The 11,586-nt window shown below is 61.9% G+C and carries 14 protein-coding genes; 4 read left to right on the top strand and 10 right to left on the bottom strand.

The features are described from left to right. Window positions 1–653 precede the first annotated feature (653 nt). The 7 genes from rpmG to prfB all read right to left on the bottom strand — a co-directional run bounded on the left by rpmG (window position 654) and on the right by prfB (window position 4,805). Entirely contained in the window at window positions 654–809 is a 156-nt protein-coding gene (rpmG, locus tag H3L91_RS10410) for a 50S ribosomal protein L33 (RefSeq protein WP_003684373.1), read from the bottom strand. A gap of 30 nt (window positions 810–839) precedes the next feature. Further along, on the bottom strand, window positions 840–1,073 hold the full coding sequence (gene rpmB, locus H3L91_RS10415; protein WP_040659145.1) for a 50S ribosomal protein L28: 234 nt from the start codon (window positions 1,071–1,073) through the stop codon (window positions 840–842). Between the two features lie 151 nt (window positions 1,074–1,224). Then, complete coding sequence (locus tag H3L91_RS10420) at window positions 1,225–1,971, bottom strand: UDP-2,3-diacylglucosamine diphosphatase (protein ID WP_040659706.1); 747 nt, start codon at window positions 1,969–1,971, stop codon at window positions 1,225–1,227. Between the two features lie 278 nt (window positions 1,972–2,249). Then, on the bottom strand, window positions 2,250–2,789 hold the full coding sequence (gene ruvC, locus H3L91_RS10425) for a crossover junction endodeoxyribonuclease RuvC (RefSeq protein WP_007343824.1): 540 nt from the start codon (window positions 2,787–2,789) through the stop codon (window positions 2,250–2,252). Further along, complete coding sequence (locus H3L91_RS10430) at window positions 2,782–3,087, bottom strand: GIY-YIG nuclease family protein (protein ID WP_007343825.1); 306 nt, start codon at window positions 3,085–3,087, stop codon at window positions 2,782–2,784. The genes ruvC and H3L91_RS10430 overlap by 8 nt, the downstream gene beginning before the upstream one ends. A gap of 92 nt (window positions 3,088–3,179) precedes the next feature. Beyond that, complete coding sequence (locus tag H3L91_RS10435; protein WP_007343826.1) at window positions 3,180–3,611, bottom strand: hypothetical protein; 432 nt, start codon at window positions 3,609–3,611, stop codon at window positions 3,180–3,182. Between the two features lie 90 nt (window positions 3,612–3,701). Continuing rightward, the gene (prfB, locus tag H3L91_RS10440) at window positions 3,702–4,805 is read right to left on the bottom strand and encodes a peptide chain release factor 2 (protein WP_040659147.1); all 1,104 of its coding nucleotides are present in this window, start codon (window positions 4,803–4,805) and stop codon (window positions 3,702–3,704) included. A 188-nt stretch (window positions 4,806–4,993) separates the two neighbouring features. Here prfB and lpxB point away from each other — a divergent pair, with 188 nt between their 5' ends. Next, window positions 4,994–6,151 carry a lipid-A-disaccharide synthase gene (gene lpxB, locus H3L91_RS10445; RefSeq protein WP_040659707.1) on the top strand — a complete coding sequence of 386 codons (1,158 nt, stop codon included), beginning with the start codon at window positions 4,994–4,996 and terminating at the stop codon, window positions 6,149–6,151. A 292-nt stretch (window positions 6,152–6,443) separates the two neighbouring features. Here lpxB and H3L91_RS10450 read toward each other — a convergent pair whose 3' ends face one another. From H3L91_RS10450 to H3L91_RS10460, 3 genes are all read right to left on the bottom strand, one after another. Beyond that, the gene (locus H3L91_RS10450; RefSeq protein WP_007343829.1) at window positions 6,444–6,962 is read right to left on the bottom strand and encodes an Lrp/AsnC family transcriptional regulator; all 519 of its coding nucleotides are present in this window, start codon (window positions 6,960–6,962) and stop codon (window positions 6,444–6,446) included. Window positions 6,963–7,204: 242 nt separating this feature from the next. Continuing rightward, window positions 7,205–7,684, bottom strand: coding sequence for a nuclear transport factor 2 family protein (locus H3L91_RS10455; RefSeq protein ID WP_007343831.1), 480 nt, complete (start codon window positions 7,682–7,684; stop codon window positions 7,205–7,207). A 219-nt stretch (window positions 7,685–7,903) separates the two neighbouring features. After that, on the bottom strand, window positions 7,904–8,560 hold the full coding sequence (locus H3L91_RS10460; protein WP_007343832.1) for an NAD(P)-dependent oxidoreductase: 657 nt from the start codon (window positions 8,558–8,560) through the stop codon (window positions 7,904–7,906). Between the two features lie 234 nt (window positions 8,561–8,794). Here H3L91_RS10460 and H3L91_RS10465 point away from each other — a divergent pair, with 234 nt between their 5' ends. The 3 genes from H3L91_RS10465 (at window position 8,795) to H3L91_RS10475 (ending at window position 11,502) form a co-directional block, all read left to right on the top strand. After that, complete coding sequence (locus H3L91_RS10465; RefSeq protein ID WP_007343833.1) at window positions 8,795–9,691, top strand: LysR family transcriptional regulator; 897 nt, start codon at window positions 8,795–8,797, stop codon at window positions 9,689–9,691. 69 nt (window positions 9,692–9,760) lie between these two features. Continuing rightward, the gene (locus H3L91_RS10470) at window positions 9,761–10,630 is read left to right on the top strand and encodes a DUF808 domain-containing protein (RefSeq protein ID WP_007343834.1); all 870 of its coding nucleotides are present in this window, start codon (window positions 9,761–9,763) and stop codon (window positions 10,628–10,630) included. A gap of 68 nt (window positions 10,631–10,698) precedes the next feature. Next, the gene (locus H3L91_RS10475; protein WP_007343835.1) at window positions 10,699–11,502 is read left to right on the top strand and encodes a carbon-nitrogen hydrolase family protein; all 804 of its coding nucleotides are present in this window, start codon (window positions 10,699–10,701) and stop codon (window positions 11,500–11,502) included. Window positions 11,503–11,586: the final 84 nt, after the last annotated feature.

Raw genomic sequence — 11,586 nt, forward strand, 5'->3', positions numbered from 1 at the left:
GCTGCGATAAAATCCATCTTCACTCCTTTGTTTTGCGGATTGGGAAAGCAAAAAGGCCGTCTGAAAAACGGTTTGGGGCGCGCGGGCGTTTGCGTGCGGCGTTTTCAGACGGAACCGGCATCCGGCGAAATCCGCTGTCGGCGGATTTCAGATTGTAAACATTTTGCGAATATTAACATATTGCCGCAGCCGCACCAACAATCCGCAACTTTGAAAAGCCACGGGATTCGTTCGGGCGACGTCGTTTCCGCGCGGGCGGGAATCCCCTGCGCCCTGCAATGTTTTGTTTGGCGGGACACGACGGAACGGCACGAAAATATCCGTCCCGCCGTTTGCGCGGCAGGCAGAAACCTCGGCAAACCTCGGGTGTTGCCAAACGGCGTCATTCCCGCGCGGGCGGGAATCTTGCCAGAATTTCAACAGTTTGTTTATTCGGAAATTATTGAAATCCAACCAAGATTCCCGCCCGCGCGGGAATGACGGCTTTTATGAAGTACCAGGCTTAGCAAAGTTTCTGCCCGCAGTGCGAACGGCAGAACGGGAGCGCGGCGGACGGTGTTTTCAGACAGCCTCATGCGGCAAAACGGCACGGCCGCAAACGAAACAGCCTCCCGCAGGCGTGTGGCTGGCGGGAGGCGGCGGCAGAAACCGGATTATTTCAATTTGGTTTCTTTATAGATAACGTGTTTGCGGGCAACGGGATCGAATTTTTTGATTTCCAGTTTGCCGGGCATGGTGCGTTTGTTTTTGGTGGTGGTGTAGAAATGACCGGTACCCGCACTCGATTCCAGTTTGATTTTGTCGCGCATTGCTTAATTCCTTATCGAAAATCGTGAAAATCAGGCTTCGCCGCGCGCGCGCAAATCGGCCAGAACGGCGTCGATGCCCAGTTTGTCGATAGTGCGCAGGCCGGCGTTGGATACGCGCAGACGCACCCAGCGGTTTTCGCTTTCAACCCAAAAACGGCGTGTTTGCAAGTTAGGCAAAAAACGGCGTTTGGTTTTATTGTTGGCATGCGACACGTTGTTCCCGCTCATCGGGCGTTTTCCGGTCACTTTACAAACTCGTGCCATGGTTGGACTCCAAACTTCTGAAAAAATAAAACGCGGTTTATACCACGAATCCGCCCGCCGCTTCAAGCCCGCGTTTGCCTGCGCGGTGCAATCTGTCTGCCAAACCGCTGAAAATGTGGCTTTTTGCCAACCGCCCTGCCCTACCCGCTTTTCAGACGGACTCTGCCCGGTTTGCCAGCGGCCGGATTTCGCAGCCCGCTTCGGACACGGCAAGATAGCCGCCGCGCCCGTCGTGCCAGTCGGGCAGCACGTAGCGTTTGACTTCGCGGCCGGCGAAGCTGTGGCTGTGGATGGCGGGGCGGTGGGTGTGGCCGTGAATGAGGGCGTCGGCCTCTGGGTGGCGCGCGAGGGCGGCCTGCACGCCGCTTTCGCTGACGTCGGAGACGGCACTAAGGCCGGTTTCGCGTTTGCGGCGGCGGCTGGCGGCGCGCATGTCGGCGGCGATTTTCCTGCGCCATTTCTGCGGCAGCGACAGCAGGATTTTCTGCACGGCCCTGTTGCGCATGATGCGGCGGAAGCGTTGGTAGGCGGTGTCGGCGGTGCACATTTCGTCGCCGTGCGAAATCAGGTAGGTTTGGCCGTAGAGGCTGATTTGGCGCACTTCGGGCAGCAGGGTCATGCCCGCCTGCGCGGCGTAGCGGCGGCCGAGCAGGAAGTCGCGGTTGCCGCAGATGAAGTACACGGGGGCATGGGCGGAAAAGGCTTTGAGCCGCGCCGCCGCGTCGCGTGCCGCCGCGTCGGGCATGTCGTCGCCCAGCCAGGCTTCAAAGAGGTCGCCCAAGATATAAAGCGCGTCGGTGTTTTCCCGCCAGAGGTTTAGGGCTTGGGCGAACAGGCGGTTGAGGTCGGGGGTGTCGTCGGAGAGGTGGAGGTCGGCGATGAAGACGGTTTGGCGCATGGCAGTCGGGCGGGGAAGGCGGGCGGCGATTATACCCGCCATCGGCGGCCGTCTGAAAACGGGGGCAGACGTGATTTGACAGGCGCGGTTTTATCGGTATAATCCGGCCTCACATTTCATCGTAAATTCCTTTCTTAATTAATCGCCCGCAAAATTTTGTGTTTTGCGGGATTTTTTTGTCCGGTTGGCGAGCATGAGGCCGTCTGAAAGCTGCGCTTTCAGACGGCCTTTTTTTGTTGCACGGCAGCGGGCGCATGCCGTTTATGTCTTCCTGTTTGCTATTTGAAACGCCCGCCTTTGATTTGCAGGCCGTCGGGGTTGAGGCGGGCGGCGAGGCTGTTGTTGCGCAGGGCGTGGGTGAGGGCGGTGGCGAGGCCGTCGGCAGCGTCGGGCTGGGGGGTGCCGGAGAGGCGCAGCATGCGCACCACCATGTGCTGCACTTGTTCTTTGGCGGCTTTGCCCTGGCCGACGACGGCCTGTTTGACTTGCAGGGCGGTGTATTCGTACACGGGCAGGCCGCGCATGACGAGGGCGGCGACGGCCGCGCCGCGCGCCTGGCCGAGCATGAGGGTGGAGGCGGGGTTGGCGTTGACAAACACTTTTTCCACGGCGGCCTGCTGCGGGCGGTAGCAGTCGATGATTTCGGCGAGGTTTTCCACGATGACGCCGATGCGGCCGGCCAGTTCGTCGCCGGCGATGGTTTTGATGCAGCCGGAGGCGACATAGTGGTGTTCGCGGCCGATAAGGTCGATGATGCCGAAGCCGGTGGTGCGGCTGCCGGGGTCGATGCCGAGGATGCGCAGGGGTTTGTTATTCATTTGGTTTTTCCGTACCGACCAACGGGGCGGCGGTGTGCCAGAGCGCGGTTTTTGCGCTTTTGGGCAGGCGTTTGATGGCGGCTTCGCGTTTTTGTGCCGCGCTTTTGGTAAGGCCGCTGTCGGTGAGGCGCATTTCTTCGGGTTTGTGCATGCGGGTGTAGCGCGCGCCGCGTCCGGCGAGGTGGGCGGCGTAGCGTTGCGCGGGGCGGTTGCTGATGCCGCAATAGAGTGCGCCGTTTGCACAGCGGACGAGGTAGACGCTCCACGTGCCGTCGGCATCGGGCGGGGTTTGGGTCATTTGAGGCCGTCTGAAAAAGCAAAGAGGCCGTCTGAAAAGGGCAGACCCGTTTCAGGCGTACCGAAGCGGGGTTTTCAGACGGCCTCTGCGGTTTATTTGATGCGGTTGGCCGGCAGGGGGACGACGCGGCCGTCGGTGAGGGCAAACCACCAGTAGCCGGTGCGGCCGGCTTCGCTGGCGTGGTCGACGCGGCAGAAGGCGAAGGCTTTGTTGTTGATGCAGCCGAAGTTGTGCGGCTGCCAGCTTGCGGGCAGGTGTTTTTTCCATTTGTCCACGTCAGCTTTGGACGAAACGACAAGGCGGCACTCGCCCGTGCCTCTGCATACGGGCTGCCATTGGCCGCCGGCTTCGCGCCCGTTCATAATCCATTGCGATCCTTGCAGGGCAAACTGCATCTGCATGGGGGTGGGGTTTTCGTTTTGGTCGAGCAGGACGTAGTCGCCCTGGTCGGCGGCGGTGAGGGGGGCGGCGGCAAGCTGCGCGGCGGCGGCGAGGGCGAGGAGTGCTGCGGCGGTTTTTTTCATACGGGTTTCCTTTCTGCTTTGCAGGTTGGTGGAACGTTGAGGCCGTCTGAAAACACGTTATCCGCCGTTTTCAGACGGCCTCGAAGGGCATTATACGCCCTGTTTCAAACTGGCTTCGATGAAGCCGTCCAAGTCGCCGTCGAGCACGGCTTTGGTATTGCCGACTTCATAGCCGGTACGCAGGTCTTTGATGCGCGAGGAATCGAGCACATAAGAGCGGATTTGGCTGCCCCAGCCGACATCGGCCTTGCCTTCTTCGAGGGCTTGTTTTTCTTCGTTGCGCTTGCGCATTTCCAGCTCGAACAGTTTGGAACGCAGCATTTCCATCACGATGCGGCGGTTTTCGTGCTGCGAACGGCTGGATTGCGACTGGACGACGATGCCGGTGGGAATGTGGGTGATGCGCACGGCGGAGTCGGTTTTGTTGATGTGCTGGCCGCCCGCGCCGGATGCGCGGTAGGTGTCGGTGCGCAAATCGGCGGGGTTGATTTCGATCTCGAAGCTGTCGTCCACTTCGGGATACACGAACACGGAGGCGAACGAGGTGTGGCGTTTGTTGTTGGAATCGAAGGGCGAGTAGCGCACCAGGCGGTGCACGCCGGTTTCGGTGCGCAACAGGCCGTAGGCGTATTCGCCTTCCACGCGCAGGGTGGCGCGGTTGATGCCGGCGATTTCGCCGTCGTCTTCTTCGATGATTTCGAGTTTGAAGCCCTTGCGCTCGGCGTAGCGGCTGTACATGCGGAACAGCATGCCCGCCCAGTCTTCGGCTTCGGTGCCGCCTGCGCCTGCGGTGATGTCCACAAAGCAGTTGTTGTGGTCGGCGGGCTGGTTGAACATGCGCTTGAATTCGAGGCCGGCCATTTGGCTTTCGAGTTCGGCCACGTCGCTTTCGATGGCGGCGAAACCGTCTTCGTCGTTTTCTTCGACCGCCATTTCAATCAGCATGCGGTTGTCTTCGATGCCGCCGCCGATGTTGTCCAGCGTGAGCACCACGCCTTCGAGCAGCTTGCGCTCTTTGCCGATTTCCTGGGCGCGTTTGGGGTCGTTCCACAATTCCGGATCTTCGGAGAGGCCGATTACTTCCTCCAAACGTTCTTTTTTGCCCTGATAGTCCATATAGCTGCGGATGGCCGCGCTGCGCTGTTCGAGGTCGTTCAGATGGTTGTTTAACTGGTTGATGCGTTCGGCTTCCATAGTGGTTCTGCTGTGGGTTCTATTGTTGAAATAAGGGGCGCATTTTAAAGGATTTCGCCCCGCCTTGCCATTTGAGGCCGTCTGAAAGCCTTTCAGAAACGTCATCCCCGCGCAGGCGGAGACGGCTTCAAACGCGGTTTTCCAGTACAATGCGCCGCTTTACAAAAACAAACCCTTTGGCCAAACACATGACCGCCCCCTCCCCCCTCATCGCCCTGTGCGCCGGCGAAGCCTCCGGCGACCTGCTCGGCGCGCATCTGATCGAAGCCATACGTGCCCGCTGCCCGCAGGCGCGCTTTACCGGCATCGGCGGCGCGCGCATGGCCGCGCTCGGTTTCGAGAGTTTGTACGAACAGGAAAAACTCGCCGTGCGCGGCTTTGCCGAAGTGGTCAGACGCCTGCCCGAAATCCACAAAATCCGCAAAGGGCTGACCGCCGACATGCTGCGCCTGCGCCCCGACGTGTTCGTCGGCATCGACGCGCCCGACTTCAACCTCGCCGTTGAAGGCCGTCTGAAAGCGGCGGGCATCGCCACCGTGCACTACGTCAGCCCCTCGGTGTGGGCGTGGCGGCGCGGGCGGGTCAACAGCATTGTGAAACAGGCCAACCGCGTGCTCTGCCTCTTCCCGATGGAGCCGCAGCTTTACCGCGACGCGGGCGGACGGGCGGAATTTGTCGGCCACCCGATGGCGCAGACCCTGCCGCTGGACGCCGACCGCGCCGCCGCCCGCAAACGCATGAAACTCGACGAAAACACGCCCGTGTTCGCCTTGCTGCCCGGCAGCCGCGTCAGCGAAATCGACTACATGGCACCGGTCTTTTTTCAGACGGCCGGATTGGTGCTGCAACGCCTGCCCCAAGCCCGCTTCCTACTACCCGTGGCCACCCACGCCACCCGTGTGCGCCTGCTCGAAATCCTGGCCAAAGACGAATACAAACGCCTGCCCGTGCAGCTGATGACCACCCACGCCGACCTGGCCTGCACCGCCGCCGACGCCGTGCTGGTTACCAGCGGCACGGCCACGCTGGAAGTGGCCCTGTGCAAGCGTCCGATGGTGATCAGCTACAAAATCTCGCCGCTCACCTACGCCTATGTGAAGCGCAAAATCAAAGTGCCGCACGTCGGCCTGCCCAACATCCTGCTCGGACGCGAAGCCGTGCCCGAGCTGTTGCAGGGCAAAGCCAAACCCGCGCTTTTGGCCGACGCGCTGATCAAGTGGTACGAATCGCCCGAAGCCGTCGCCGCGCTGGAAAACGACTTCCGCGAACTGCACCTCACCCTGCGCAAAGACACCGCCGCGCTGGCGGCGCAAAACGTGCTGGAAGAAGCGGGCGTGGCGGTTTGAAGGTGCGAAAAGGCCGTCTGAAAGCGCAGCTTCGGCGCAGCCAAAACAGGTTTTCAGACGGCCTATTTGCCATCCAGCCCATACCGAACCAAACGTAGGGTGTGTCGCCCCAAGGCGACGCACGCGTTCCCTGCTGTTTCAACCAATCCGCGCGTTTCCTAACAACCCCAACCGCGTGCGTGGCTGCGCCACACACCCTACAAAAGCAACAGAGGCCGTCTGAAAAACCTGTTTTGGCTGCGCCGAAGCTGCGCTTTCAGACGGCCTCTGATTATTTGCGCAGCCCGCGTCCTTACGCCTGCCGCGCTTCCGTTTCCGTTTCGGCTTCCATGCCCGCATACAGATGTTCCAGCGGCAGCGCGGTCGTGTTTTTCAACTCGTCGAGCACGAAGCTGGATTTCGCGTCGCGCACGCCCGGGTGCGAGAGCAGCACGTCGAGCACGAAATGGGAAAACGCGGTCATGTCGGGGAAGAAGGCGTGCAGCAGGTAGTCGGTTTCCCCGGTCAGCGCGAAGCAGCTGAGCACCTGCGGCCAGAGACCCACCGCCTGCGCGAAGTCTTCGCGCGCGGCCACCGATTTGTCGATGGACACGCGGATAAACGCCTGCAAGCCCAGTTTCAGGGCTTGTGGCGAGAGCAGCGCGGCATAGCCGCGTATGTAGCCCTCGCTTTCGAGCTGTTTGAGCCGCCGCAGGCAGGGCGAGGGCGAGAGGGATACGCGCTCGGAAAGCTCCACGTTGGTGAGCCTGCCCTCGGCCTGTACCACGTGCAGAATCCGCAAATCGGTTTTGTCTATTGCAAACTGCGCCATACTGTTTTCCTTGTGTTTTTTCTGATGGGATGAGTGCCGTGCAATATAAAGTAAATCCGCTTAACGCACAATAGACCAAAATCACGCTTTCGTTGGCATAAACCGTCGGTTGCGCCGCGCTCTTGCGAAGATTGTTCCGTGAGAAACGATGCGAACGGCGAAGTGTAAAGAATGGGGCGCGGCAAAAAGGCCGTCTGAAAACCCGTTTGCGGTTTTCAGACGGCCTGTTGTTTTGGCAACGGTTAAAACATCGAGTGTCCGCTGGCGGTTTTTTCGGGCACGGCTTGGATCACGTCCCAATGCTCGACGATTTTGCCCGCTTTGTTCACGCGGAAAATATCCACCACGGCTTCGCCCCGATCCTGCGGCGAGGTGCGGCTGAACACGTGCAGCCACACCAGATCGCCGTCGGCCGCCGCGCGTTTGACTTCGGCGCGGGACTGCGGGTTTTCTTTCAGAAACGGCACGAACGAGTCGATAAACGCTTTGCCGCCGTCGGCCACGGTGGGGTTGTGCTGGATGTAGGGCTCGGCCACGTATTTGCGCACGGCTTCGTCGAGTTTGTGTTGGTTGAACGCCAAATCGTAAAACGCCAAAACATTGGCTTTGTTGCGCTGCGCCCGGCTCTGGCTGTGCGCGGCGGCTTTGGCTTTGGGCGCGGCGTGGGCGGTGCCGGCGGCCAGCGCGGCGGCGGTGAGGATGAGGGCGAAGGTTTTTTTCATGTCGGTTTCCTTTTAATGTATGGAATGTTTAAGACCGTCTGAAATTTGCTCCTCTCCTGCGCTTGCGCGGGGGAGGGCCGGGGTGGGGGTGCGGTTTCGGCAGAAACCGAATCGGCGGGTACGTCGGGCGTTTGCCCCACTCTAACCCTCCCCCGCAAGCGGGAGAGGGGATAAACGGTTTTAACTTCGTTGAAGCTGCGCTTTCAGACGGCCTGTATTTTACATTTCGGCCACGGTAAAGCGTTCAAACAAATGCGCTTTGTTTTCCACGTCGTCGGCGATGGCGCAGGCGAGGTCGGCGGTGGAAATGTCGGCGGGTGCGCCGTTTGCGTCAAACAATACGTCGTCTCGGCCGGTGCGGTATCGGCCGCTGCGTGCCGTGTTGTCGGGGTGGCTGCCGAACATCGCGGCGGGCGAGAGGAAGGCCCAGTTCACATCGCGGCGTTCGCGCAAACCGTCCAACAGCTCGCGGGCGGCGTTTGCGCCGGGGTAGATGTCTTGCGGAAATTCGGGTGTGTCGACCAGTTGCACGCCGGGTGCGACATTCAGGCTGCCCGCGCCGCCGACAATCAAAAGATAGGGCACGGCGGCGGCTTTGGCCGCTTCGTTAATGCTGTTTGCGCCGCGCGTGAAATCGGCCGCCAGATTCGGGTTGTCCCAGCCCGGGTTGAACGCGCTGACGACGGCATCGAAGCCTTTGAGCTGTTCGGCGAAATCCGCCGCGTTCACATCCGCCGCGCGGGCGGTAACGTTTGGGGCTTGGAACACTTTGTCGGTGTTGCGGGCGAAAGCCGTTACTTCGTGGCCGCGTGCGGCGAGTTCCTGTACGGCTGCGTTGCCGACCAGGCCGGTTGCGCCGATGACTGCGATTTTCATGATGCTGCCTTTCTTTAAGTGCTGTTGTCGAATCGATGCCGTGCATTTTATTGACTTTGCCGCCGCATGATAATAGCGTGTCGGCTTATGCGCGGATTAAGCCGCGCTTAACAATGGCCGTCTGAAAAGGCCGTCTGAAAGCGCAGCTTCAACGAAGTTAAAATCGGTTTTCAGAAACGTCATCCCCGCGCAGGCGGGGACGGCCTCAAACAAGCAAAAATAAGGAACCCCGCCATGCGCGAAATCAAGCCCTTATTGGTGTTCGCCACCCTGCTCGAATGCCGCACGATGACCGCCGCCGCGCAAAAGCTCGGCATGAGCGCGCCGGCGGTCAGCCAGCATGTCGCCCATTTGGAGCGCGAATACGGCGTGAAGCTGCTCAACCGCAGCACACGCACGCTCACGCCCACCGACGCGGGGCGCGCCATGGCCGAGTCCTGCCGCCGCCTGCTGCGCTGCTCGGAAGACGCCTTCGCGCTGCTTGCGCAGGTAAACGGCGAAATCGCCGGCACCGTCCGCATCGCCCTGCCCTCGGGCATGGCCGCCCATCCCGCGCTGCGCCGCAGCCTCGAACGCCTGCTGGCCGAACATCCCGCCGTGCGCCCCGAGCTGCTGTTTGACGACGGCCTGCTCGACTTGCAGCGCGCCAACGCCGACATCGCCCTGCGCGGCGGCGAACACGCGCTCGACGACGAAAACCTGGTCGCCCGCCTTCTTACCCGCCAGCACTGGGTGATTTGCGCCGCCCCCGCCTACGCCGCCCGCCACAGCGTGTCCGCGCCGCACGATTTGGCCGCCTGCCGCTGGCTGTATTACCGGCCCGCCCGCCTGCCCATGCGGCGCGGCGCGGAATTTGCCGACCTGCTGATCGGCGACGAGGGCATCCGCTGCACCCAGCTTGGCGCGCTGCTCGAACTGGTGCGCGCGGGTCTGGGGCTGGCGGTGTTCCTCGAAGGCGACGTGGCGGACGACTTGGCCTCAGGCCGTCTGAAACGCATCCTGCCCGACTGGACGCTGTCGGCGGTGGACGTGTACGCGGTAACGCCCTACCGCGTGCAGTCCGCCCGCACCGAAGCCGTGCTGCGCATCCTGCTGGAAGAATTCGCCCGCACAAGCGCAAAGGCCGTCTGAAAACGCGGTTTTCAGACGGCCTTTTCCCTTATAATCCGCCGCTTTCCGTTTCAATCGAAAGGTTGCCCTATGGCCTTCGCCTCCCTCTTCACCCTGCTCGACGACATCGCCTCCGTACTCGACGATGTTTCCCTGATGGCCAAAGCCGCCGCCAAAAAAACCGTCGGCGTGGTGGGCGACGACCTCGCGCTCAACGCCGGACAAGTAACCGGCGTGGCCGCCGAACGCGAGCTGCCCGTAGTGTGGAAAGTGGCCAAAGGATCGTTTAAAAACAAGCTGATACTCATCCCCGCCGCCCTGCTGCTCTCCGCCCTGCTGCCCGTTTTAATCACCCCGCTGCTGATGCTCGGCGGCCTCTTCCTCTGCTTTGAAGGCGTGGAAAAACTTCTGCACAAATTCCTCCACCGCCCCGCCCCCGGCCACTCGCCGCAGGCCGTGCCCGACGAGTTGGAAAGCGAAGACGACAAAATCAAAGGCGCGGTGCGCACCGACTTCATCCTCTCCGCCGAAATCATCATCATCGCCCTGGGCACGCTCGCCCCGCAGGCCACGCTGGCCGACCGCACGCTGGTGCTGCTGGCCATCGGCATCGGCATGACCGTGTTCGTGTACGGATTGGTGGCCGTCATCGTCAAACTCGACGACTTCGGCTTCTTCCTCGTCAAACGCGGCGGCGCGCTGAAAAAAACCGGCGAAGGGCTGATTGCCGCCATGCCGTGGCTGATGCGCGGCCTGAGCGTGGCCGGCACACTGGCCGTGTTCCTCGTCGGCGGCGGCCTCATTGCCCACAACGCCCCCGTCCTGTCCGACTGGCTGCACCACATGCACTGGCACGACGGCCTCCCCGGCGCACTTGCCTCCCTGCTCACCGGCCTCGCCGCAGGCACGGCCGCCTGCGCCGTGGTGCTGCCGCTGATGAAGCTGTTCGGCAGACATTAAGGCAGGCAACCCCCCGACTCCGCAAACAAATACCTGCAACGGCAACAGGCCGTCTGAAAAAAGAAAACATGCAAAACATCCGCGCCGCCGTCATCCAAACCGTTTCCACCACCGACCCCGAAGCCAACATCCGCACCATGCGCCGCCTCGTGCGCCAGGCCGCCGACGCAGGCGCAGACTGGGCAGTGCTGCCCGAATACTGGCCGCTAATGGGGCGCAGCGACAGCGACAAACTCGCCCTCGCCGAACCCTTCGGCGTAGGCCGTTTTCAGACGGCCTTGTCCCAAGCCGCCGCCGAATGCCGCCTCATCCTCTTCGGCGGCACCGTCCCGCTGCACAGCGGCGACGCGGGCAAAGTGCTCAATACTATGCTCGTTTACGGGCGCGGCGGCGAACTGCTCGGCCGCTACGACAAAATGCACCTCTTCGGCTACTCCGGCCTCGGCGAGCGTTACGCCGAAGCCGACACCATCGCCGCAGGCACAAGCGTGCCGCAGCTTGCCGCCGACGGCTGGCTGCTGGCGCAGGGCATCTGCTACGACCTGCGCTTCCCCGAATTCTTCCGCGCCCAAGCCCCCTTCGACGCCCTCGTCCTGCCCGCCGCCTTCACCCACACCACCGGCCGCGCCCATTGGGAGCTGCTGCTGCGCGCCCGCGCCGTGGAAAACCAATGCTACGTCCTCGCCGCCGGACAAGGCGGCCATCACCAAAGCGGCCGCCGCACCTTCGGCCACAGCATGATCATCGACCCCTGGGGCGACACCCTCGCCCTCCTGCCCGAAGGCGAAGGCGTCATCACCGCCACCCTCGACCCCGTCCGCCTGCACAGCGTCCGCACCCGCCTCCCCGCCCTGTCGCACCGCATCTTGTAGGGTCTGTTGACATTCAACTTTTGCAGCGGATTTTGCATCATAAAACGGCAGATGCAAGGCCGTCTGAAAACACACGCCGGCCGC

Source organism: Neisseria bacilliformis (assembly GCF_014055025.1).
Taxonomy (GTDB): Bacteria; Pseudomonadota; Gammaproteobacteria; order Burkholderiales; family Neisseriaceae; genus Neisseria; species Neisseria bacilliformis.

Excerpts from the sequence above, each read along its gene's own strand:
- H3L91_RS10420 (WP_040659706.1), bottom strand. The coding sequence starts at position 1,971 with ATGCGCCAAACCGTCTTCATCGCCGACCTCCACCTCTCCGACGACACC.
- rpmB (WP_040659145.1), bottom strand. The coding sequence starts at position 1,073 with ATGGCACGAGTTTGTAAAGTGACCGGAAAACGCCCGATGAGCGGGAAC.
- rpmG (WP_003684373.1), bottom strand. The coding sequence starts at position 809 with ATGCGCGACAAAATCAAACTGGAATCGAGTGCGGGTACCGGTCATTTC.
- H3L91_RS10430 (WP_007343825.1), bottom strand. The coding sequence starts at position 3,087 with ATGACCCAAACCCCGCCCGATGCCGACGGCACGTGGAGCGTCTACCTC.
- H3L91_RS10455 (WP_007343831.1), bottom strand. The coding sequence starts at position 7,684 with ATGAAAAAAACCTTCGCCCTCATCCTCACCGCCGCCGCGCTGGCCGCC.
- H3L91_RS10470 (WP_007343834.1), top strand. The coding sequence starts at position 9,761 with ATGGCCTTCGCCTCCCTCTTCACCCTGCTCGACGACATCGCCTCCGTA.
- prfB (WP_040659147.1), bottom strand. The coding sequence starts at position 4,805 with ATGGAAGCCGAACGCATCAACCAGTTAAACAACCATCTGAACGACCTC.
- H3L91_RS10475 (WP_007343835.1), top strand. The coding sequence starts at position 10,699 with ATGCAAAACATCCGCGCCGCCGTCATCCAAACCGTTTCCACCACCGAC.
- lpxB (WP_040659707.1), top strand. The coding sequence starts at position 4,994 with ATGACCGCCCCCTCCCCCCTCATCGCCCTGTGCGCCGGCGAAGCCTCC.
- H3L91_RS10435 (WP_007343826.1), bottom strand. The coding sequence starts at position 3,611 with ATGAAAAAAACCGCCGCAGCACTCCTCGCCCTCGCCGCCGCCGCGCAG.
- H3L91_RS10465 (WP_007343833.1), top strand. The coding sequence starts at position 8,795 with ATGCGCGAAATCAAGCCCTTATTGGTGTTCGCCACCCTGCTCGAATGC.
- H3L91_RS10460 (WP_007343832.1), bottom strand. The coding sequence starts at position 8,560 with ATGAAAATCGCAGTCATCGGCGCAACCGGCCTGGTCGGCAACGCAGCC.
- ruvC (WP_007343824.1), bottom strand. The coding sequence starts at position 2,789 with ATGAATAACAAACCCCTGCGCATCCTCGGCATCGACCCCGGCAGCCGC.
- H3L91_RS10450 (WP_007343829.1), bottom strand. The coding sequence starts at position 6,962 with ATGGCGCAGTTTGCAATAGACAAAACCGATTTGCGGATTCTGCACGTG.